This is a genomic window from Microbacterium oleivorans (genome assembly GCF_001644225.1).
Classification (GTDB): domain Bacteria; phylum Actinomycetota; class Actinomycetes; order Actinomycetales; family Microbacteriaceae; genus Microbacterium; species Microbacterium gawkjiense.
Genome location: NZ_LSTV01000001.1, coordinates 101,548 through 120,214 on the forward strand (window position 1 = coordinate 101,548; position 18,667 = coordinate 120,214).

The window sequence follows — 18,667 nt, forward strand, 5'->3', positions numbered from 1 at the left end:
CTTGAGAGGATGACGGGGTGACTCCCTCTCGCACGCTCGTGGTCGGTTCTGGTCGGATCGGCTCGCGTGTCGCGGCCGCGCTGCGCGACGCGGGCGGCGAGGTCTGGACACTGCGGCGGTCGGCGGCATCCGAGCCCGACGATCACCACATCGCGGCCGACCTCTCGCGTCCGCTGGAACGCCCGCTGCCGGCCGTGGACGCCGTCGTCGTGACGCTGCCGCCCGGGGACGACGACTTCCTCGCTATGGCGGCGAGCCATCTCGCGGCCGCGCTCCCGGCGGCGCCGAGGCGGACGGTGTGGGTGTCGTCGACGCGCGTTTTCGAGGGGTACGGCGACGACCGGCCGCTGACCGAGGCCGACGATCCGCGCCCGGCGGGTCCGCGCGCGCAGCAACTCGTCGACGGTGAGGTGCGTGCTGTCGACCTGCTGGACGGGGTTATCCTGCGGCCGGCGGGGATCTACGGGCCCGGACGCGACCGCCTCATCCGCCAGGTCCAGGCCGGTGCGCCGGTCGACCACGAGCGCCGGACCAACCGCATCCACGAGACCGACGTCGTGCGGACGATCCTTGCCCTGCTCGCGGCGGACGCCCCGCCGCGCGTGCTGCACGGCGCGGATGAGCGCCCCGCCACGCTCGGCGAGGTCGTGACCTTCCTCGCCGGGCGCCTGGGGGTGCCGGTGCCGCCGCGCGGCGCACCGGGTGATCGGCGCGGAACCGTGCTCGACGGCGCGCTGCTGCGCTCGGTCGTCGGCCCGCTGGTCTACCCGACGTTCGAGGACGGCTACGGCGAGATGCTCGCCGATGCGGGTGCGCGCGAGCGTTGACCTCTGGCCGGTGTCGGTGGCGCGCGGGAGGATGAGCGCATGAGCGTCGATCCCCGGATCCTGGACTGGCTGCGCGACTCCGACCCGTCGCTGCGATGGCAGGTCGAGCGCGACCTCGCGGGGGAGCCCGCCGAGGTGTGGCAGGCGACGCGCGCCCGCGTCGCGACGGAGGGGTACGGCGCGGCCCTGCTCGCGCAGCAGGGTGAGGACGGACAGTGGGAGGGCGGCGCGTACTTCCCGGCCGGGTTCTTCGGCAGCCCCGAATCGGAGATGCCGGGGCAGCCGTGGACGGCGACGACCTGGACGCTGAAGGATCTGCGCGAGTGGGGAGTCCCGGCATCCGCCCTCGGGGACACCGCCGACAAGCTCGACCGCCACAGCCGGTGGGAGTACGACGACCTGCCCTACTGGGGCGGCGAGGTCGACGTCTGCATCAACGCCTTCACGCTCGGGACCGGGGCCTGGCTCGGCGCCGACGTCTCTCGGCTCGCGCAGTGGTTCCCCGAGCATCAGCTCGCCGACGGCGGGTGGAACTGCGAGGCCGAGGAGGGTGATTCCGTCCGCAGCTCGTTCCACTCGACCCTCAACGCCCTGCGGGGCATGCTCGCTTACGAGGAGTTCACGGGCGACACCGCCCTGCGCGACAGTCGCCGACGCGGTCAGGAGTATCTGCTCGAGCGCCGCTTGCTGTACCGGCTGTCGACCGGCGACTTGGTCGGACCCTTCGTGACGCAGTTCGTCTACCCGAACCGGCACCGTTACAGCGCACTCGCCGCCCTCGACCACTTCCGCGAGGCATCCCTGCACGACGGCGTCGCCCCCGACGAGCGACTGTCCGACGCCGTCGACCTGGTGCGGGCAGCGCAGCAGCCCGACGGGACGTGGCACCAGGGTCGCGTCCTCGAAGGGCGCCGCTGGTTCGATGTCGACGCTCCCGAGGGGCAGCCCTCGCGCTGGCTCACCTTCCTCGCGCTCCGCGCGCTGCAGTGGTGGGATGCCGCGCGGTGACCGCATCGCGTAGTTTCGAGGACGTGATCGTCAACCCGCTGCTCCCGTCCGTCTACGACGTGGTCTGGTCGCTCGTCACGGTGATCGTGGTCGCGCTCGCCGTCGTCGCGCTCGTGTCGCTCGCGCGCGCAGGGCGAGGCTTCACGTCGGTGCAGGCGCTCGCCTGGACGCTCGTGGTGCTGCTCGTCCCGGTCCTCGGCCCCGTGGCCTGGCTCGCGGTCGGCCGGCGGGCCGGTCTCGAGGGCCGTCCCGACTCCCGCGCCTGACGGTCCGCGCCTCAGCGCCGCAGGTTCACCTGCAGGATCTCCTCCTGGTACGGCGCGCGGACGGCGCCGGACACGCGCAGGTCCAGCAGCAGGAACGGGCGCTCGTCCGCGGGCAGCTCCCGCCAGCGTGCGAGCGCGTCGAGGTCGTCGAGCGTACGCACGACGACGCCCTCGGCGCCGACGGCGCGGGCGAGGCCGGCGAAGTCGACCTCCGGGATCTCCATCGGCCCGCGCGCGAGTCCCATCACCCCGTACAAGTGCACCTCGGCGCCGTACGCGCCGTCGTTCCAGACGACCGCGAGGCCCCGGCCGCGCGCGACCCGCACGGCGGATTCGAGGTCGGCGATCGCCATGAGCCCGCCGCCGTCGCCGGTCGTGAGGACGATCGTCGACTCGGGCCGCGCCGTCGCCGCACCGGGGACCGACGGGAAGCCGAGCCCGATCGACTGGTAGGCGGTGCCGACCATCATCATGCGGTCGGGTGAGGCGACCGGCCAGAACATGTTGGCCCAGCCGATGAAGTGGCCCCCGTCCGAGACGACGACGCGGTCCTCGGGCAGCAGCTCCGCGATGGCCGCCGCCGCGCTGCGGGGATCGAGCCGGCCGTCGGGGGCGATCCCATCACCGTGCTCCCGCGCGCGCAGTGCGGCGACGTCGACGCCTTCCCGCCAGCGCGACGCGCCGCCGCCGAGACGCTCGAGCTCGTCGGCGATCGTCCGCGCGGCGAGGGCGGCATCCGCCCGCAGGTACCGGCCGACCTGCGGATGCGTCGCCGCGGGTGCGACGTCGACCTGAACGATCGTCGCGTCGGGGGCGAACAGTTCGCCGAAGCGCATCGTGAACTGGTTGAGCGAGGCGCCGAAGACGACGACGACGTCGGCCTCGCGGACCGTCGCCATGGCCCGCTCGGCCCCGAAGCCGCCCGTGACCCCCAGGTCGAACTCCGCGCGCGGGAAGATTCCCCGGCCGAGGGCGGTGGATGCCGTCAGCGCACCGGTTGCGTCGGCGAGACGTCCGAGCTCGCCGCCGGCCCCCGCGGTCCACGCGCCGCGGCCGGCGAGCAGCAGGGGTCGCTCCGCCGCGGCGAGCAGACGCCCGATCGTCGCGACGGTCGCCTCGGCGTGCGCACCGGTGGGTACGAGCGGGGTGGGCAGCACCGGATCGGGTGTCGCGGGGATCTCGCCCGCCTCGCGGCCGCCGACGTCGTAGGGGATCGCGAGGACGACGGGGATGCGGAACGACAGGGCGTGCTCGATGGCGATGACCGTCGTGGCCGCGGCATCCGTCCGTCCGACCGTGTAGGTGCGGACGCCGACGGCCGAGGCGAGCGAGAGCTGGTCGACGTCCCACGGCCGCGGACCCGAGGTCGGTTCGTCGCCGACCACGAGCACGAGCGGCACCCGGGCCTGTGCCGCCTCGGCGAGCGCGGTGAGCGTGTTCGTGAACCCGGCGCCGTAGGTGGCGGTCGCGGCGGCGAGCCCGCCCCCGGCCCGATGGTGCGCGTCGGCGGCGACGACCCCGCCCGCCTCGTGGCGGACGGCGGTGAAGGTGACGTCGTCGCGACGCTCGAGGGCGTCGAGGACGAGGGCGTTGCCGTTGCCCATCACGCCGAAGACGTGGTCGATGTGGGCGGCGAGGGCGGAGGCGACGTGGGCGGCGACGGTGGGCATGGATGCTCCTGGACACGATGACGACGGATGCCGTATGTGTCTCGCTCCCCGCGGCGTCGCGGGTGGCTGCGTGCCCCTTTTCCGAGCACCAGGGTCGGTCGCGGCCCTGGACGGCATTCAGTGTAGCCACGACGCGTGCGGGAATCACGCCCGCGTGCCACACTGCGGTCATGCTTCAGACGATGGAGATCAGCCTCACCCCGTTCGACGCGGCACGCATCGTCCTCGACCACGTGCAGTCGTCGGGCATGACGGTCGAGTGCGTGGGGCAGCACGCCACGGCGACGGAGTCCGGTCACCAGATGGCGCTGCTGATCTTCGAGAAGTACTACATGCGCACGAGCAGTCGCGCGTCCCTCACGGTCGTGATCGAGAACCTCGCCGGCCCGACGAAGGCCGTCTTCCGCGGATCCGGCGGGGGCGAGGGGGCGCTGTTCCGCTTCGACTGGGGCGCGAGCGCCGACTTCGCCTCGAGCGTGATCGACGCGCTCGAGCCGTACGCGACGTCGGCCTGAGCGTGCGGATGCCGAGATGACGGATGCCGCGACGGTCCGCGCGCACCGGCTCCGCTCGCACCTGCTCGCCTCGCCCGCGGCGAGCGTCGTGGAGGTCGCCGAGCATCTGGGCGCCCTGCAGGCGCAGGACTTCGGCGCCGGGCGGTGGGCCCTCGGCATCCGGACCGCGGGGGAGATCTCCGTCGCGGACGTCGACCGGGCGTTCGACGACGGACACCTCGTCCGGGCGTGGACGCAGCGCGGCACGCTCCACACGGTCACGCCGTCGTCCGTCGCCGCGATCCTCGCGGTCACGGGCGCGCGGCAGCTGCGCGCGATCGGCGTCGATCCCGACGTGCTCGACCGGGCCGAGCGCGTCTTCCGGGCCGCGGTGGCCGTCGAGGGTCGTCTGACGCGCGCCGACCTCGCGACGGCGCTCGAACGGGACGGTGTCGTCACCTCCGCGCGCCAGGCCGGCGGCATTCTGCTCGCTCTCTCCTTCCGGGGCGCACTGGGCCTCGGTCCCGTCGTCCCGCGCGATGACGGTGTCACCCGCGAGCAGTTCCTCGTAGCGCTGCCTGACGGGGGCGCCGTCGGCGACGACGCCGCGGTGGACCTCCTCGTCGCCTACCTCCGCGGACACGCGCCGGCATCGACGGCGGACTTCGCGTGGTGGGCGGGGATCCCCGCGGGCCTGGCGCGCGCCGCGCGGGAACGCGCGAAGGACCGGATCGCCTCCGTCGGTGACGGGCTCTTCGCCCTCCCCGGCGCGTCCCCGGTGCCGCGCCCCGCAGCGGATGCCGCGACCCTCGCGTTACCGGCCTTCGACGAGTACACGCTGTCGTACGCCGACCGGACGATCGGGCTCGGCGCGGGCGATCGGGTGACGGTCGGCCCCACGGCGAACGGGATGATGCGGCCGGTCATCCTGTGCCGCGGCGTGGCCGTCGGCACGTGGCGGCTCTCGCTCGCGAAGGGGGCGACGGGGGCCGCAGAGGCCACGCTGTTCGACGGCGAGACGGATGCCGGGGTCGGCGCCGCGCTCGAACGCGCGCGACGCTTCTTCGGTTTCGCCTAGCCGTTCGCGTGCGGGTACGCAAGAAGTTTCTGCGATCCGACGCCACGGTTAGCGTCGGCACCAGCCGGCCCGCCCGAGGAGGCCGCACGGGAGGGAGCGCGTCATGGTCTCTCCGCTGCACGAGGTACCCGACCGCATCCTCGTCCAGCGGGCGGTCGACGGCGACACCGCCGCCTTCGGCGAGATCCTGCGCAGGCACTCCTCCCTCGTGCGCGCCTACGTGTACCGCATCGTGAAGTCCGTCGCCGACACCGACGACGTCGTTCAGGATGCGTTCGTGACGGCCTGGAAGCAGCTCCCCACCCTCCGCGATCCTTCGGCCGTCAAGTCCTGGCTGATGCGGATCGCGGGGCGGGAGGCGCTGGCCCTGGCCACCCGCAGGTCGCGAGAGGATGCTCTCGACGACGCGACCCTGCCCCCGTCGTCCGCTGCTCAGCCCGAGAGATCCGCGATCCAGAACGAGCGTCTTGCCGCTCTCTCGCGGGCGCTGGATCGACTCAAAGAGGATCAACGGCGATGCTGGTTGCTCCGAGAAGTGGCTGAACTCAGCTACGCCGAGATCGCAGAAGAGATGAACATGACCGACAGCACCGTCCGAGGACTGCTCGCACGTGCGCGGGCGAGCATCGCGATCGAGATGGAGGGATGGCGATGAGCGCTGACGATGACTCCTCGACCCTCGACTGCGGCCGCACGATCGACGAGCTCAGCAGCTACGTCGAGGCGGGGCGCACGCCGCGCGATCCGCACATCGAGTCCTGCCCCGACTGCCTCAACGCCGTCGAGGCGCTGGAGCGTGTCGGCCAGCTCTCGCGCGACCTGGTCGCCGACGACGCCGAACGGATGCCGCGGCCCCCGGAGAGCTGGTTCGAGGGCATCCTCTCGGTGATCCACTCCGAGCTCCGCGCCGGGCGCAGCTTCCCGATCCACCACCCCGATCCCCGCGTGACCATCACCGTCACCGAGGGGGCCGTGCGATCGCTGGTGCGCTCGAGCGCCGACGCCCTCGACGGGATCTACCTGGGGCGGACCGAGATCGTCGGGGACGCGGAGACGCCCGGCGCCCCCGTCCGCATCGATCTCACCGCATCGGTGGCCTGGGGCAGGTCGATCCCCGATCTCACCTCCGCGCTGCGCGACCTCGTCTACCGGGTCCTCGCCGAGCACACCGAACTGAACGTCACCGCCGTCAACGTCGCCGTCGAGGAACTCCACGGCACAGAAGGGGAGGAGTGAGCATGTCCGAGCCCATCTCCGACGACCAGCCCGACCTCGTCGCCCGCGTGCGGGCCGTCGACGGGGTGACCGACGTCTACTCGCCGCGATCGGCGGTCACCCGCATCCCGGGACTCATCGCCGCTGCGGCCGGCAAGGCCGATGACCGGATGGCGGAGGTCGCCGTCACCGTGCGCGACGGAGTGCCCTTGGTCGCCGCGCGGATCGCGACCGCGTCGCAGGACAGCACCCCGGACGCCGCCCGCCGCGTCGCCGACGCGCTGCTGGCCAACACGCCCCACGACGCGCGGATCAGCATCCAGATCGCCCGGATCCACTGACCTCAGAACTCCGCCGAAGATTCTCCGAACTTTTTTGTGACGAATCGGGACGCCCGGCCCTCTTATGTACGAGGCCGACAGACAGCGGCCCACGACGCACCGCAAGGGCGTCGCCAGATCGTTCGAGAAAGAGGAGAACCATGGCCACTGAGACCCCCAAGACCACCGCTCCCGTCACGCCGGGCGCCGGTCGCGTGGACCGCACCACGCCCAAGATCGACGAGACCTCGTCCGCCACGAACGGCACCACGGTCATCGCCGACGGTGTCGTGGCCAAGGTCGCCGGTATCGCCGCCCGTGAGATCCCGGGTGTCCACGCGCTGGGCGGCGGCGGAGCACGCGCCCTCGGCGCGATCCGCAACGCCATCAACGCCACCGACCTCGGTCAGGGCGTGAAGGTCGAGGTCGGCGAGACCCAGGCCGCCGTGGACCTCACGATCGTCGTGGAGTACCCGACGCCCGTCCACCAGGTCGCCTCGCAGGTGCGTGACGCCGTCGCCGGTGCCATCACCCGCCTCGTCGGGCTCGAGGTCGTCGAGGTCAACGTGACCGTCGACGACGTCCACGTCCCGGGTGACGAGGACGAGGAGCACGAGGAGTCGCGCGTCTCATGAGTGCCACGATGAAGGGCGCCGTCCTGGGCGCCGTACTCGCCGTCGCCGCTCTCGTGTTCGGGTTCTGGGGCTTCCTGCTCGTGGGCCTGTTCATGGCGGTCGGTGCCGTGATCGGACGCGTCGTGTCCGGCCAGCTCGATCTGCGGGCCGTGACAGATGCCTTCACGGGACGGCGTACGTCCTGATGCGTATCGACACCGACGGAACCGCGGTCGGCGGGTCCTCGCGACCCGCCGCCGTGGAGCCCGGCGTCGCCGGCCGTACCGATGTCGCCGAGCGCGTGCTCGTCGCCATCGCGCGGGCGGTGTCCGCCGATGTCATCGGCGTCCCGCGGGGCAAGGTTTCCGTGGGTGTCGCCGATCGACGGGATGGCATGGCTCTGAGGGTCTCGAGCCCCCTGCCGGTCCCCGACCTCGATGACCTCGAGGCGGTGCAGAGCACCGTCCCCGTCCTCGAGCGCGCCGCGCGGATGCAGGAGCAGCTGCGCGACCGACTGACCCACCTCCTCGGGCGTGACATCGCCCGGGTCGACATCACCGTGACAGGTGCCCTGACACCGGAAAGGAGGCGTGTGCGATGACCACTCCTGTGCTGCGTCGCGTCGTGCGCCGCGAGACACACTCGCCGCGCAGCGTCGCCTTCGCGCTCGTCGTCCTCCTGGCCGTCCTGGCGTGCCTGTACGTCGCGGTCGAACTCATCCTCGCGCTCGCCGCGCTGCCGCCCCTGCTCGTGCGGCCGATGGCGGCGCTCGCATGGGTCGCCGCCCTGCCGACCGACGTCCCCGTCGCCGCCGCTGTGGCAGGCGGGCTGGGCGTCGCCGCGCTGGGTGTGTGGCTCCTCGTCCTCGCCCTCGCGCCGGGACGCCTGTCCAAGCACGAAGTGGATGCCGGTGGCCGCGCCGCCGTCATCGACAACGGTGTGCTCGCCTCGTCCCTCGCCCAGCGGGTGAGCGATGAGACGGGTCTCGCCCGCGACCGCGTGACGGTCGGGGTGGCGCACCGGAGCATCGACGTCACCGTCCGGCCGGGAGCCGGCATCCCGATCGACAGGGGCCAGGTCGAGACCGTCACCGCGGCGGAGGTCGCCGCGCTGAAGCTCGCCCGCCCCGTCCGCACCCGCGTTCGCATCGAACGCACCGATGAAGAGGAGAAGTCGGCATGAACGACACCAACCGTGCGCTGAACCGCACCGTGCTCTTCCTCGTCGGTCTCGTCCTGCTCGTCGTCGGGGGAGGGGCGGCCACCGCCGCCGCGATCGCCGCCGTGGGCGAGGTCTGGGCGTCGTCCGGCTCCGCCGCGATCGACGCGCTCCGCGCCGCGGGTGATGCGACCACGATCGGCGGGACGACCCTCAGCTGGGCGGTCATCGGGGCGACGGCGGTCGCCGTCGTGATCGCGGTGATCCTCATCGCGGCCCTGACGACCCTCATCAGCCGGCGCTCCAAGACCGTGCTCCGCTCGAGCGGGGCGCAGAACCCGCTCGGCCGGGTGACGGTCACCGAGTCGTTCGCCGCCGACGCGGTGAAGAACTCGCTGAGCCGGCAGGACGACGTCGTGGCGGCGTCGGTCACGGCGCACACCGTGCAGGACGAGCCGGTCCTCCACGTGAGCGTCACCGCCCGTCAGGGGGCCGATCCACGCCGCATCGTCGACCACGTCGACCGTCTCGTCGACGGACTCGCGGCCGTGACCGGCACCGAGACCCCCGCTTTCGTCTCCGTCCACGGCGGACTGCGCAGCAGGCTCGCCCCGGACGCTCCCCGGGTCAGCTGACCCATTCCACACCTCGAACCAGGCACCGGTTCACCCACCCCACACAGAAAGGAGACCCTCATGGGACTCGACGACAAGATCAAGAACGCCGCTCAGGACATCGCCGGCAAGGCGAAGGAAGCGATCGGCAAGGCCACCGACAACGACAAGCTCGTCGCTGAGGGCAAGGCCGACCAGACCAAGGTCGACGCGAAGAAGGCCGGAGAGAACGTGAAGGACGCCTTCAAGAAGGACTGACCTTCACCACCTCGCGCAATTCGGGCAGCGCGAGGATGCGGGGAGCACGTGGGGGCGTGCTCCCCGCCCCTCGTGTGTGCGGAGCTGTGCTCCCTGATCAGGCGAACAGCTCCGCACCCACGAAGGAGCCGTCCCGCGCGCCGCGCGGGACGGCCCACAGGCCCGAGGCGATGTGACGGACGTACTCGTTCATCAGGTCGCCGGACAGGGCGCGCTGCAGCGTGACGAACTGCTCGGGGGAGCGCTGGTACGACAGGAAGAACAGCCCCGCGTCCAGTCGGCCGAGCGCGGTGTTGCCGTCCACGTAGTTGTAGCCGCGCCGCAGGATGCGGATCCCGCCGTTGAGGTCGGGATGCGCCAGGCGCACGTGCGAGGCCGCATCGATGGCGGGGGTGCCGGCGGCATCCTTCTTCGCGAAATCGGGCGCCGTCGTCTCGCGGCCGCCCGACAGGGGAGCGCCCTCGGACTTGTCGCGTCCGATGATGCGCTGCTGCTCCGAGAGGCGGACGCGGTCCCACGTCTCGATGAGCATGGCGACCTTGCGGGCCACGAGGTAGGAGCCGCCCGCCAGCCACGCGGGCTCGTCGTCCTCCGCGACCCAGACGTGGTCGGCGAGGGCGGTGGCGTCGTCCGCGAGGATGTTGGCGGTGCCGTCCTTGAACCCGAAGAGGTTCCGCGGCGTCGCCTGGGCGGCGGTCGTCTTCGACGTCTTGCCGAAGCCCAGTTGCGACCAGCGCAGACGGGCGCGGCCGAACGCGATGCGGCTGAGGTTGCGCACGGCGTGCACGGCGACCTGCGGGTCGTCGGCGCACGCCTGGATGCAGAGGTCGCCATTCGAGACCGCCGGATCGAGGTCGTCGCCGAGGAAGGCGGGCAGCTTCTCGAGCGCCCGGGGGCGGAGGTTCGCGAGTCCGAACCGGTCGGTCCCGTCCTCGGCGCGGAACAGGGTGGGACCGAATCCGAGGGTGATGGTGAGGCTGGATGCCGGCAGTCCCAACGCCTCGCCGGTGTCGTCCGGCGGTGCCTCGGGCGAGCCGCCGACGGCGCCCGTCGCGCTGACCTCGAGGCCCTGCGTCATCCGGGCCGCCGCGTAGCTCCAATCCTGCAGCAGCGACTGCAGGTCGGCGCGGTCCGTGCCCGCCATCATGTCGAACGCAGCGAAATGCAGGTGGTCCTGCATCGGGGTGGTGACGCCCGCTTGGTGCTCGCCGAAGAACGGGTGCACGGGCGACCCGCCCACGCCGGAGCGTGCGATCGCGGTGGCCGCGACCGCGCCGCCGCCCGCTCCCAGGGCGAGACCTGCGGCTCCGACCCCGGCGGCGAGGCCGAACAGCCCCCGTCGGCTGAGGCCCGGACGCGGGGTCTCGTCGGACGTCGGTTCCTGCTCCGCGGTCACTGGAGGACGGTGGCGGTCAGCCGCGACAGCGGTTCGGCGAGCGCGTTGATGAGGTCGGTGAGGGTCCGCTTGTCGTCGTCGGTCAGCGTGCGGTAGGCGACGAATCCGTCCGTCAGGGAACCGTGCTGGGCGAGCGCGGCCTCGAGGTCGTCGTACCGGCGCGTGATCTCCTTCGTGAGCTCGGCGCCCTCGGAGCCTGTCGCGGATGCGAAGTCCGCGACGAGGGAGAACGCCATCTCGGAGCCCTCGACGTTGGCGGCGAAGTCCGAGAGGTCGGTACCCGACCACCAGTCCTCCTCGCCGGTGATCTTGCCGGTCGCGACCTCGTCGAGGAGGGCGATGGCGCCGTTCGAGATGCCTGCCACCCCCTGCGCGTCGAGGGCTTCCTGGAAGTCGTCGGAGTGCACGTAGTCGTTCAGTTCGCCCACGTCGGCGATCAGCCGGTCGCCGAAGGCGGCGCGCTGCGCGGGCGTCGAGGGGGACCAGTCCTGCCAGGCGGGGGTCTCGCCGTCGGCGTTCAGGGCGTCCTTCTTCGGCACCCAGAGGTCCTTCTCGATGCGGTGGAAACCGGTCCAGTCGAGTCCCTCCGCGACGGCGTCGACCTCGCGATAGTCGATGCGCGGGTCGAGGTCGCCGAGCGACTCGGCGACCGGCTCGATGCGCTCGTAGAACGCGCGGACGGTCGGGAACTGCTCCCGCGCCTGGTCGTCCTGACCGGACTCGTACGCCGTCGCGAACGTGTCGACCGCGGGGACGAGCTGCTCGACCTGGTCCTTGACGAAGGCCGCGTACAGGTCGACGGCCTTCTGCTTCTGCTCGGCGTCGACGCCGGTGACGGCGACCGCGTCGCCCGTGACGGTGAAGTCCGCCCGCCCGACGCCCTCGCCGACCATCCCGGGCTTGCAGAGGGTCTTGTACCGGCCCGGCTGGGCGACGACGGTGAGGGTGCGCTCGGCGCCGGGGGCGATGTTCTCGACCTCGCCGACGATGCGCAGGCCGTCCTCGGCGAGCAGGTAGAACTCGCTCACCTGCGAGCTCGTGTTCGAGACGGCGAAGGTCAGCGCCCCGCTCTTCGCGGCGGTCGCGGACACCTCGCACGAGCTGTCGGTCGAGGTGACCGTGAGCGCGTCACCGCTTGCGACCTCCGTCTTCGCGACGCACCCCGACAGGGCGACGGCGGCGACGGCGGCGAGGGCGACGGCGAGGGACGCCGGGGCGCGACGGGGGCGGATCATGATGCTCCTTGGGATGCGGGTCGGGGCGCGACGGCCGGGGTGGATGCCGCGGGGCGGGCGTGCGGGCGACGGCGGAGGCCGCGGACGAAGAACGTGCCGACGACACCGAGGTAGACGGTCCAGGCGACGACCTGGAGCCACGACATCTGGGGCATGAAGCCGACCGTGGCCTGCAGGATCGCCGCGAGGGTGCTGTCGGGCGGGATCTGGCCGGTCGCGTCGAACGCCCAGCCGAACGGGAAGCCGGCCCACCCGACGCCGACGGCACCCGTCACGGGGTCGATCGTGGCGGCGGCGGAGAAGGGGCCCGGGAGGGCGCCTGCCTCCTGCAGGTCGTGGACGGCGTAGGCGAGGACGCCGCCCGCGACGATCACGAGGAACCCTCCCGTCCACGCGAAGAAGCGGCGGAGGTCCAACCGCACCATGCCGCGGGCGAGCAGCCAGCCGAGGATTACGGCGACGGCCAGGCCCAGGAGCGCGCCGAGGAGAGCGGACGGCGCGTCGCCGAAGGACTGCACCATCGACCACAGCAGGAGCGTCGTCTCGATCCCCTCCCGGGCGACGGAGACGAAGCCGATCGCGACGATGCCCCAGAACCCGCTCATCGCGAGGGCGCGGTCGAGGCCGCCCTCGAGGTGCGACTTCAGGGTGCGCGCGGTGCGCTGCATCCAGAAGATCATCCAGGTGACCATCGCGACGGCCAGCAGCGAGAGGACGCCCCCGATGAGTTCCTGCGCCTCGAAGGTGAGCGCGTAGGCGCCGAACGTCAGGACGGCGCCGATCCCCAGGGCGAGCACGATTGCCAGCCCGACACCCGCCCAGAGGCGGGGGAGCACATCGCGCCGCCCGATGCGGGCGAGGTAGGCGACGAGGATGCCGACGACGAGCGCGGCTTCGAGGCCTTCGCGGAGGCCCATGAGGAAGGTGGCGAGCACGGGGATCTCTTCGGGTGTGCGGAAGTGAGGCCGGTGCCCGCTGCCCCGTCGCAGCCCGTCCGCGGACCCGCCGCGGATCGATCGCGACTTAGGTTAGGCGAACCTCACTCGCGCGAGCGTACACCCGTCCCGCGGCGGCGATCAACACGACGCTCACGCGTGTCGGTCGAGGAACGCGTAGACCTCGCCATCGTCGACTCCCGGGAACATCCCGCGCGGCAGCGGCGAGAACATCTGCATATGCACGCGGGCGCTCGGCCACGCCTTGCCCTGCCAGCGTTCGGTGAGGTCGGCGTCCGGCCGTCGGCAGCAGGCCTCGTCGGGGCACGTCGACGTGGCGCGCTTCTGCGTCTCGCGCCCCCGGAACCAGCGGGCGTCGTCGAAGGGAACGCCGACGGTGATCGAGAACTCGCCCTCGGCGGTCGTTCCCGTCTGACTCGAGCACCAGAAGGTGCCGCCGGGGGTGTCGGTGTACTGGTAGTGCTCGGTCGTGCGGTTCTGCTCGGCGAACGCCGAGCGCGCCGCGAACTTCCGGCAGACGACCTGACCCTCGACCGAGCCGGTGACGTCCATGGGCAGCGGGAGTCCGTCGTTCTCGTAGACGCGGTTGATGGCACCCGCCCCGTCGACGCGCAGGAAGTGCAGCGGGATGTCGAGGTGCTGCGTCAGGAGGTTCGTCAGTCGCATCCCGGCCGCCTCGTGCGTGACGCCGAATGCGTCGCGGAAATCCTCGACGGCCAGGTTCCGGTCCTTCTTCGCCTGCGACAGGAACGCGACGGATGCCGTCTCGGGCATGAGGCAGCACGCGGCGTAGTAGTTGATCTCGAGGCGCTGCTGCAGGAAGTCGGCGTAGTCCGTCGGCGGGGCGTGCCCGAGCAGGCGGTGCGCCATCGCCTGCAGGGCCATCGAGCGCAGGCCGTGTCCGCCGGGGATGGATGCCGGGGGCAGATAGATCCGGCCGTTCTCCAGGTCGGTGACCGAGCGAGCGGAGTGGGGGAGATCGTTCGCGTAGATCAGCTCGAAGCCCAGCTGCTCCGCCATGATGCTGACGGTGCGGTGGGTGAGCGCACCGGTCGTGTGGCCGGCCGCCTTCAGCTTCTTCTCGGCGAGCTTCTCGATGTCGGGCAGGTAGTTGTTCTGCTCCCGCATCCGCAGCCGCAGTTCCGTGTTGGCGCGACGCGCCTCCTCCGGGGTCGCGATCGACTCGCGTTCCCGGCGATCGAGTTCGCGGTGGAGTGCGAGGATCCCCTCGATCGTCTCGTCCGTCATCGTCTTGGTGACCTTGACGGGCGCCACGCCCAGGCGGCGGAAGACCGGGCTCTGCTGCGCGCGCTCGAGTTCGAGCTCGAGCGCCGCGCGCCGGTTGGGCGGCTCGTTCGAGAGTAGGTCGGTGACATCGGTCCCGGTCGCCGTCGCGATCGCCTGCAGGACCGACAGTTTCGGTTCGCGCTTGCCGTTCTCGATCAGGCTCAGCTGGCTGCCGGCGATGCCGACGATCGCCCCGAGCTCGTCGAGCGTGTGCCCGTGGGCTTGGCGCTGATGACGGATGCGGTGGCCGAGGGTCGAGAGCTGGAGGGGCGTCGCCATGATCTTGAGCTTAGCGAAAGATTACGGATTCTTTACGTCGAGAATCCCGGAAAGCGCCGCGATCGACCCGGCACAGTGGAACCACGACCACCCCGACCGAGGAGCGCCGAATGGCCATCGCAGACCTGTTCACCCGCCCCACCCGCACCGCGTCCACGCCCGCTGCGCACGCAGCCGCGGCGGCGCCCACCGGCATCCGCCCCACCGTCACGGGTGAGGGCATGGCGGCCCTGCACGCCTGGGTCGACGAGATCGCCGCCCTCACGCAGCCCGCCCGCATCCACTGGGTCGACGGCTCCGCCGCCGAGAACGAGGCGCTCCTGCGCCAGCAGGTCGACGAGGGCAAGCTCATCAAGCTCAACCCCGAGTGGCGGCCCGGTTCGTACCTCGCTCGCTCGCACCCGAGCGACGTCGCTCGCACCGAGGCGCGCACCTTCATCGCGTCGGAGCGTGAAGAGGATGCCGGGCCCACCAACAACTGGATCGCGCCCGACGAGATCCGCGCGACCATCACCCCGCTGTTCGAAGGCAGCATGCGCGGTCGCACGATGTACGTCGTGCCGTTCTCGATGGGCGCCGTCGGCGGCCCGCTCTCGCACATCGGCGTCCAGGTGACCGACAGCGCCTACGCCGTCACCTCCATCGGCATCATGACGCGCGTCGGCGCCGACGTGCTGCAGCAGATCGCCGACGGCAAGCCCTGGGTGAAGACGGTGCACTCCGTCGGCGCTCCGCTCGCGCCCGGTGAGCAGGACGCCGCCTGGCCCTGCAACGACGAGAAGTACATCGTGCACTTCCCCGAGACGCTCGAGGTGTGGTCCTTCGGGTCGGGCTACGGCGGCAACGCGATCCTCGCGAAGAAGTGCTTCGCCCTGCGCATCGCGTCGGTCATCGGGCGGGACGAGGGGTGGCTCGCCGAGCACATGCTGCTCATCCGCGTCATCGACCCGGCCGGCAAGGCCTACCACGTCGCGGCCGCGTTCCCCTCGGCCTGCGGCAAGACGAACCTCGCCATGCTCCGCCCGACAATCCCGGGCTGGCGCGTCGAGACCCTCGGCGACGACATCGCGTGGCTGCGCCCGGGCGAGGACGGGCGCCTCTGGGCGATCAACCCCGAGGCGGGCTTCTTCGGCGTCGCGCCCGGCACCGGCGAGTCCACCAACGTGACGGCGGTCGACACGCTCTGGGGCAACACGATCTTCACGAACGTCGCGCTGCGCCCCGACGGCGACGTCTGGTGGGAGGGTCTCACCGACGAGGCGCCCGCCGAGCTCACCGACTGGGAGGGCAAGCCCTGGACCCCGGCATCCGGTCGTCCCGCCGCCCACCCGAACTCGCGCTTCACCGTCAGCGCCGGCCAGTGCCCCCAGATCGCCGAGGACTGGGACGCCCCCGAGGGTGTGCCGCTCGACGCGATCCTCTTCGGCGGGCGCCGCGCGACCAACGTGCCGCTCGTGGTCGAGGCGACCGACTGGACCCACGGCGTGTTCATGGGCTCGAACATCTCGTCCGAGCGCACCGCGGCCGCCGAGGGACTCGTCGGCGAGCTGCGCCGCGACCCGTTCGCCATGCTGCCGTTCTGCGGCTACAACATGGCCGACTACTTCGCCCACTGGCTGAAGGTCGGGCAGCAGCTGCGCTTCGACCGCGCCCCGCGCATCTTCCAGGTCAATTGGTTCCGCAAGGGATCCGACGGACGCTTCCTGTGGCCCGGCTTCGGCCACAACGCCCGCGTCATCGACTGGATCATCCGCCGGATCGACGGGTCCGTCGGCGCCGTCGACAGCCCCGTCGGACGTCTGCCGCGCACCGAGGATCTCAACCTCGCGGGCATCGAGGTGCCGCAGGCGGATCTCGACGAGCTGTTCGCGGTTGACCCGGCATCCTGGCTCGCCGAAGCCGACCTCACCGAGGAGTTCTACCGCACCTTCGGCGGCAAGGTCCCCGCGGCCCTGTACGCCGAGCTCGCCGCCCTCCGCTACCGCCTGCAGCGCACCCAGCAGTCCGCCTGACGCGCTCGCCGAGACGTCGCAGATGGTCGCTCTCCCGCTCGGGAGGCGACCATCTGCGACGTTTCGGGCGTCGGCTCGCGGTGCGTTCGGGTCAGACGAGCAGCTGGCGGGCGGCCAGGTCGCGGTAGAGCGGCACGTCGCGGATGAGCTCGTCGTGCGTGCCCTGGCCGACGACGCGGCCGTGGTCGAGGACCACGATGAGGTCGCTGTCGACGACGGTCGAGAGGCGGTGGGCGATCACGACGAGCGTGCGGCCGGCCGCGACGGCGTCGATCGCCTCCCGCATCCGCTGCTCGTTGAGTCCGTCGAGCGACGACGTGGACTCGTCGAGCAGCAGGATCGGGGGAGCGGCCAGCAGCGCCCGCGCGATCGCGAGGCGCTGGCGCTCGCCGCCCGAGAGCATGACGCCCGCCTCGCCGACGGGTGCCTGCAGGCGTAGCGGCGACCGCTCGAGCACGTCGGTGAGGTTGACGGCGGCCAGGACCCGTTCGCAGTCCGCGTCGGAGGCGTCGGGGGAGGCGAGGCGCAGGTTGTCGACGATCGTGCCGGCGAGGGTCGGGGCGTCCTGCTCGACGTAGCCGAGGCGGGCGCGCAGCGAGAGCCGGTCGAGCGCGCGGGCGTCGACCCCGTCGATGAGCACGGCGCCGGCCGTCGGGTCGTAGAACCGCTCGATGAGGGCGAGGGTCGTCGACTTCCCGGCGCCGGACGGGCCGACGAGGGCGACGCGGGACCCGCGCGGCACCCGGAACGAGACGCCCCGCAGCACCGTGGCCTCTGGCTCCGGCTCGGCGTCCTCGGGCAGGGGTGCGCGCGCGTCCGCGAGGGTCTTCAGCGCCTCGTCCTGCGCGCTCCGGCGGGCGCGGACGACCGCCTCGGGGTAGGAGAAGTGCACGTCGCGGAACTCGATCGCGGCCGTCTCGTCGGGGGAGGGGGCGACGGCGGATGCGGCGATCGCGGCATCCTCTGCCGATTCGTCCGGCAGGTCGAGGACCTCCTGGATGCGGCCGAGCGCGCCGAGGGCCTGGTTCACCGACGTGATGGCCCCGAAGAACGAGGCGAGCGGCTGGACGAGGAAGAAGAGGAACATGACGAACACGACCAGCTGGGCGATCTCGATCGCGCCCGACGCGACGCGGAAGCCACCCACGCCGAGGACCACGAGGAGCGACACCTGCAGCGCGATGCCCGCCACGGGGACGACGACCGCCGACGCCTTCGCGACCGACACGCCGGCGTCGTACGCCTCGCTCGCGGTGGCCGAGATGGCCGCCTGCTCGCGGGATTCGGCGCCGGATGCCCGGATCGTGCGGATCGAGCCGATCGCGCGTTCCACACCCGAGGCGAGGGCGCCGACCTTCTCCTGCTGAACGGACGTCGCCCGCCGGATGCGGCCGCTCAGGACGCCGACGACGGCGGCCGAGGCGCCGATCACGACCACGATGAGCAGCAGCAGCACCGGGTCGATCACGAGCATCGCGACGATCGCGCCGACGAAGATGAGCGCGTTGCCGATCGAGTCCGCGAAGCCTTGCGTGAGGACGGCGTAGAGCAGGGTCGTGTCGGTGCCGACGCGCGAGACGAGGTCGCCGGTACGCCGCGCGTCGTACTCCTGGACCGGCAGATGCAGGAGCTTCGCGATCAGGCGTCGCCGGCTCGAGTAGACGACCGCGGTGCCCGTGCGCTGCAGGAGGTAGTGCTGGAACCCCCCGATGAGGGACGAGACGACCACGAGGCCCACGAGGACCCAGACGAGGATGCCGAGGGCCTGGCCGGCCTGCACGCGCCCGATGACGTCGCCGACGAGGAGCGGCTGCACGAGGGTGGCGACCGCCTCGAGCACGCTCAGGACGCCGACGACGACGAGGACGCCCTTGTGCTCGAGCAGGAACGGGAGGAGCTGGCGGAGGCTGGCGCGGGGGCCGTCGTCCTTCGAGGGGCGACGCAGACCGCGGCGGGGCGTGGACATCCCTCTATCTTCCC

21 protein-coding genes are annotated in these 18,667 nt (G+C 72.0%); 15 read left to right on the forward strand and 6 right to left on the reverse strand.

Annotated elements, in window-relative coordinates:
* The first annotated feature begins 17 nt into the window (after nt 1-17).
* From AYL44_RS00445 to AYL44_RS00455, 3 genes are read left to right on the forward strand one after another with little or no spacing between them, the layout of a single operon-like run.
* Nucleotides 18-827 carry an NAD(P)H-binding protein gene (locus AYL44_RS00445; protein WP_064001311.1) on the forward strand — a complete coding sequence of 270 codons (810 nt, stop codon included), beginning with the start codon at nt 18-20 and terminating at the stop codon, nt 825-827.
* 39 nt (nt 828-866) lie between these two features.
* Complete coding sequence (locus AYL44_RS00450) at nt 867-1,835, forward strand: hypothetical protein (RefSeq protein ID WP_064001312.1); 969 nt, start codon at nt 867-869, stop codon at nt 1,833-1,835.
* Nucleotides 1,832-2,101, forward strand: a complete 270-nt coding sequence (locus tag AYL44_RS00455; RefSeq protein WP_231872684.1) for a PLDc N-terminal domain-containing protein — start codon at nt 1,832-1,834, stop codon at nt 2,099-2,101. The genes AYL44_RS00450 and AYL44_RS00455 overlap by 4 nt, the downstream gene beginning before the upstream one ends.
* A gap of 11 nt (nt 2,102-2,112) precedes the next feature.
* Here AYL44_RS00455 and AYL44_RS00460 read toward each other — a convergent pair whose 3' ends face one another.
* On the reverse strand, nt 2,113-3,771 hold the full coding sequence (locus AYL44_RS00460) for a thiamine pyrophosphate-binding protein (RefSeq protein WP_064001313.1): 1,659 nt from the start codon (nt 3,769-3,771) through the stop codon (nt 2,113-2,115).
* A gap of 170 nt (nt 3,772-3,941) precedes the next feature.
* Here AYL44_RS00460 and AYL44_RS00465 point away from each other — a divergent pair, with 170 nt between their 5' ends.
* The 11 genes from AYL44_RS00465 to AYL44_RS00515 all read left to right on the forward strand — a co-directional run bounded on the left by AYL44_RS00465 (nt 3,942) and on the right by AYL44_RS00515 (nt 9,522).
* Nucleotides 3,942-4,286 (forward strand): DUF6054 family protein, encoded by a 345-nt coding sequence (locus tag AYL44_RS00465; RefSeq protein WP_064001314.1) that lies wholly within the window; start codon nt 3,942-3,944, stop codon nt 4,284-4,286.
* 16 nt (nt 4,287-4,302) lie between these two features.
* Complete coding sequence (locus tag AYL44_RS00470) at nt 4,303-5,343, forward strand: winged helix DNA-binding domain-containing protein (RefSeq protein ID WP_064001315.1); 1,041 nt, start codon at nt 4,303-4,305, stop codon at nt 5,341-5,343.
* A gap of 103 nt (nt 5,344-5,446) precedes the next feature.
* Nucleotides 5,447-5,998 carry an RNA polymerase sigma factor gene (locus AYL44_RS00475; protein ID WP_231872685.1) on the forward strand — a complete coding sequence of 184 codons (552 nt, stop codon included), beginning with the start codon at nt 5,447-5,449 and terminating at the stop codon, nt 5,996-5,998.
* A complete protein-coding gene (locus AYL44_RS00480) occupies nt 5,995-6,579 on the forward strand; it encodes an Asp23/Gls24 family envelope stress response protein (protein ID WP_231872686.1) in 585 nt (194 codons plus the stop codon). Before AYL44_RS00475 ends, AYL44_RS00480 begins: the two co-directional genes overlap by 4 nt.
* Before the next feature lie 2 nt (nt 6,580-6,581).
* Nucleotides 6,582-6,899: a hypothetical protein gene (locus AYL44_RS00485; protein WP_064001317.1), complete on the forward strand. Its 318-nt coding sequence runs from the start codon at nt 6,582-6,584 to the stop codon at nt 6,897-6,899.
* A gap of 140 nt (nt 6,900-7,039) precedes the next feature.
* The gene (locus AYL44_RS00490; RefSeq protein ID WP_064001318.1) at nt 7,040-7,513 is read left to right on the forward strand and encodes an Asp23/Gls24 family envelope stress response protein; all 474 of its coding nucleotides are present in this window, start codon (nt 7,040-7,042) and stop codon (nt 7,511-7,513) included.
* Nucleotides 7,510-7,698, forward strand: coding sequence for a DUF2273 domain-containing protein (locus tag AYL44_RS00495; protein ID WP_064001319.1), 189 nt, complete (start codon nt 7,510-7,512; stop codon nt 7,696-7,698). Before AYL44_RS00490 ends, AYL44_RS00495 begins: the two co-directional genes overlap by 4 nt.
* On the forward strand, nt 7,698-8,093 hold the full coding sequence (locus tag AYL44_RS00500) for a hypothetical protein (RefSeq protein ID WP_064001320.1): 396 nt from the start codon (nt 7,698-7,700) through the stop codon (nt 8,091-8,093). The genes AYL44_RS00495 and AYL44_RS00500 overlap by 1 nt, the downstream gene beginning before the upstream one ends.
* Nucleotides 8,090-8,674 (forward strand): DUF6286 domain-containing protein, encoded by a 585-nt coding sequence (locus AYL44_RS00505; protein WP_064001321.1) that lies wholly within the window; start codon nt 8,090-8,092, stop codon nt 8,672-8,674. Before AYL44_RS00500 ends, AYL44_RS00505 begins: the two co-directional genes overlap by 4 nt.
* The gene (locus AYL44_RS00510) at nt 8,671-9,285 is read left to right on the forward strand and encodes a hypothetical protein (protein ID WP_064001322.1); all 615 of its coding nucleotides are present in this window, start codon (nt 8,671-8,673) and stop codon (nt 9,283-9,285) included. Before AYL44_RS00505 ends, AYL44_RS00510 begins: the two co-directional genes overlap by 4 nt.
* Before the next feature lie 60 nt (nt 9,286-9,345).
* Nucleotides 9,346-9,522 (forward strand): CsbD family protein, encoded by a 177-nt coding sequence (locus AYL44_RS00515; protein ID WP_064001323.1) that lies wholly within the window; start codon nt 9,346-9,348, stop codon nt 9,520-9,522.
* Nucleotides 9,523-9,619: 97 nt separating this feature from the next.
* On the opposite strand, the gene efeB is transcribed toward AYL44_RS00515, so the two are convergent.
* The 4 genes from efeB to AYL44_RS00535 all read right to left on the reverse strand — a co-directional run bounded on the left by efeB (nt 9,620) and on the right by AYL44_RS00535 (nt 14,675).
* Nucleotides 9,620-10,918, reverse strand: a complete 1,299-nt coding sequence (efeB, locus tag AYL44_RS00520) for an iron uptake transporter deferrochelatase/peroxidase subunit (protein ID WP_064001324.1) — start codon at nt 10,916-10,918, stop codon at nt 9,620-9,622.
* The gene (gene efeO / locus AYL44_RS00525) at nt 10,915-12,153 is read right to left on the reverse strand and encodes an iron uptake system protein EfeO (protein WP_064001325.1); all 1,239 of its coding nucleotides are present in this window, start codon (nt 12,151-12,153) and stop codon (nt 10,915-10,917) included. The genes efeB and efeO overlap by 4 nt, the downstream gene beginning before the upstream one ends.
* A complete protein-coding gene (gene efeU / locus AYL44_RS00530; protein ID WP_082886044.1) occupies nt 12,150-13,088 on the reverse strand; it encodes an iron uptake transporter permease EfeU in 939 nt (312 codons plus the stop codon). Before efeU ends, efeO begins: the two co-directional genes overlap by 4 nt.
* Nucleotides 13,089-13,241: 153 nt before the next feature.
* Nucleotides 13,242-14,675 carry a helix-turn-helix transcriptional regulator gene (locus AYL44_RS00535; RefSeq protein ID WP_064001326.1) on the reverse strand — a complete coding sequence of 478 codons (1,434 nt, stop codon included), beginning with the start codon at nt 14,673-14,675 and terminating at the stop codon, nt 13,242-13,244.
* A gap of 110 nt (nt 14,676-14,785) precedes the next feature.
* Between AYL44_RS00535 and AYL44_RS00540 the strand changes: the two genes are divergently transcribed.
* Nucleotides 14,786-16,687: a phosphoenolpyruvate carboxykinase (GTP) gene (locus AYL44_RS00540; protein WP_064001327.1), complete on the forward strand. Its 1,902-nt coding sequence runs from the start codon at nt 14,786-14,788 to the stop codon at nt 16,685-16,687.
* Nucleotides 16,688-16,778: 91 nt separating this feature from the next.
* On the opposite strand, the gene AYL44_RS00545 is transcribed toward AYL44_RS00540, so the two are convergent.
* The gene (locus tag AYL44_RS00545) at nt 16,779-18,653 is read right to left on the reverse strand and encodes an ABC transporter ATP-binding protein (RefSeq protein ID WP_064001328.1); all 1,875 of its coding nucleotides are present in this window, start codon (nt 18,651-18,653) and stop codon (nt 16,779-16,781) included.
* Nucleotides 18,654-18,667: the final 14 nt, after the last annotated feature.

Excerpts from the sequence above, each read along its gene's own strand:
- AYL44_RS00450 (WP_064001312.1), top strand. The coding sequence starts at position 867 with ATGAGCGTCGATCCCCGGATCCTGGACTGGCTGCGCGACTCCGACCCG.
- AYL44_RS00460 (WP_064001313.1), bottom strand. The coding sequence starts at position 3,771 with ATGCCCACCGTCGCCGCCCACGTCGCCTCCGCCCTCGCCGCCCACATC.
- AYL44_RS00465 (WP_064001314.1), top strand. The coding sequence starts at position 3,942 with ATGCTTCAGACGATGGAGATCAGCCTCACCCCGTTCGACGCGGCACGC.
- AYL44_RS00470 (WP_064001315.1), top strand. The coding sequence starts at position 4,303 with ATGACGGATGCCGCGACGGTCCGCGCGCACCGGCTCCGCTCGCACCTG.
- AYL44_RS00475 (WP_231872685.1), top strand. The coding sequence starts at position 5,447 with ATGGTCTCTCCGCTGCACGAGGTACCCGACCGCATCCTCGTCCAGCGG.
- AYL44_RS00480 (WP_231872686.1), top strand. The coding sequence starts at position 5,995 with ATGAGCGCTGACGATGACTCCTCGACCCTCGACTGCGGCCGCACGATC.
- AYL44_RS00485 (WP_064001317.1), top strand. The coding sequence starts at position 6,582 with ATGTCCGAGCCCATCTCCGACGACCAGCCCGACCTCGTCGCCCGCGTG.
- AYL44_RS00490 (WP_064001318.1), top strand. The coding sequence starts at position 7,040 with ATGGCCACTGAGACCCCCAAGACCACCGCTCCCGTCACGCCGGGCGCC.
- AYL44_RS00495 (WP_064001319.1), top strand. The coding sequence starts at position 7,510 with ATGAGTGCCACGATGAAGGGCGCCGTCCTGGGCGCCGTACTCGCCGTC.
- AYL44_RS00500 (WP_064001320.1), top strand. The coding sequence starts at position 7,698 with ATGCGTATCGACACCGACGGAACCGCGGTCGGCGGGTCCTCGCGACCC.
- AYL44_RS00505 (WP_064001321.1), top strand. The coding sequence starts at position 8,090 with ATGACCACTCCTGTGCTGCGTCGCGTCGTGCGCCGCGAGACACACTCG.
- AYL44_RS00510 (WP_064001322.1), top strand. The coding sequence starts at position 8,671 with ATGAACGACACCAACCGTGCGCTGAACCGCACCGTGCTCTTCCTCGTC.
- AYL44_RS00515 (WP_064001323.1), top strand. The coding sequence starts at position 9,346 with ATGGGACTCGACGACAAGATCAAGAACGCCGCTCAGGACATCGCCGGC.
- efeO (WP_064001325.1), bottom strand. The coding sequence starts at position 12,153 with ATGATCCGCCCCCGTCGCGCCCCGGCGTCCCTCGCCGTCGCCCTCGCC.
- AYL44_RS00535 (WP_064001326.1), bottom strand. The coding sequence starts at position 14,675 with ATGGCGACGCCCCTCCAGCTCTCGACCCTCGGCCACCGCATCCGTCAT.
- AYL44_RS00540 (WP_064001327.1), top strand. The coding sequence starts at position 14,786 with ATGGCCATCGCAGACCTGTTCACCCGCCCCACCCGCACCGCGTCCACG.
- AYL44_RS00545 (WP_064001328.1), bottom strand. The coding sequence starts at position 18,653 with ATGTCCACGCCCCGCCGCGGTCTGCGTCGCCCCTCGAAGGACGACGGC.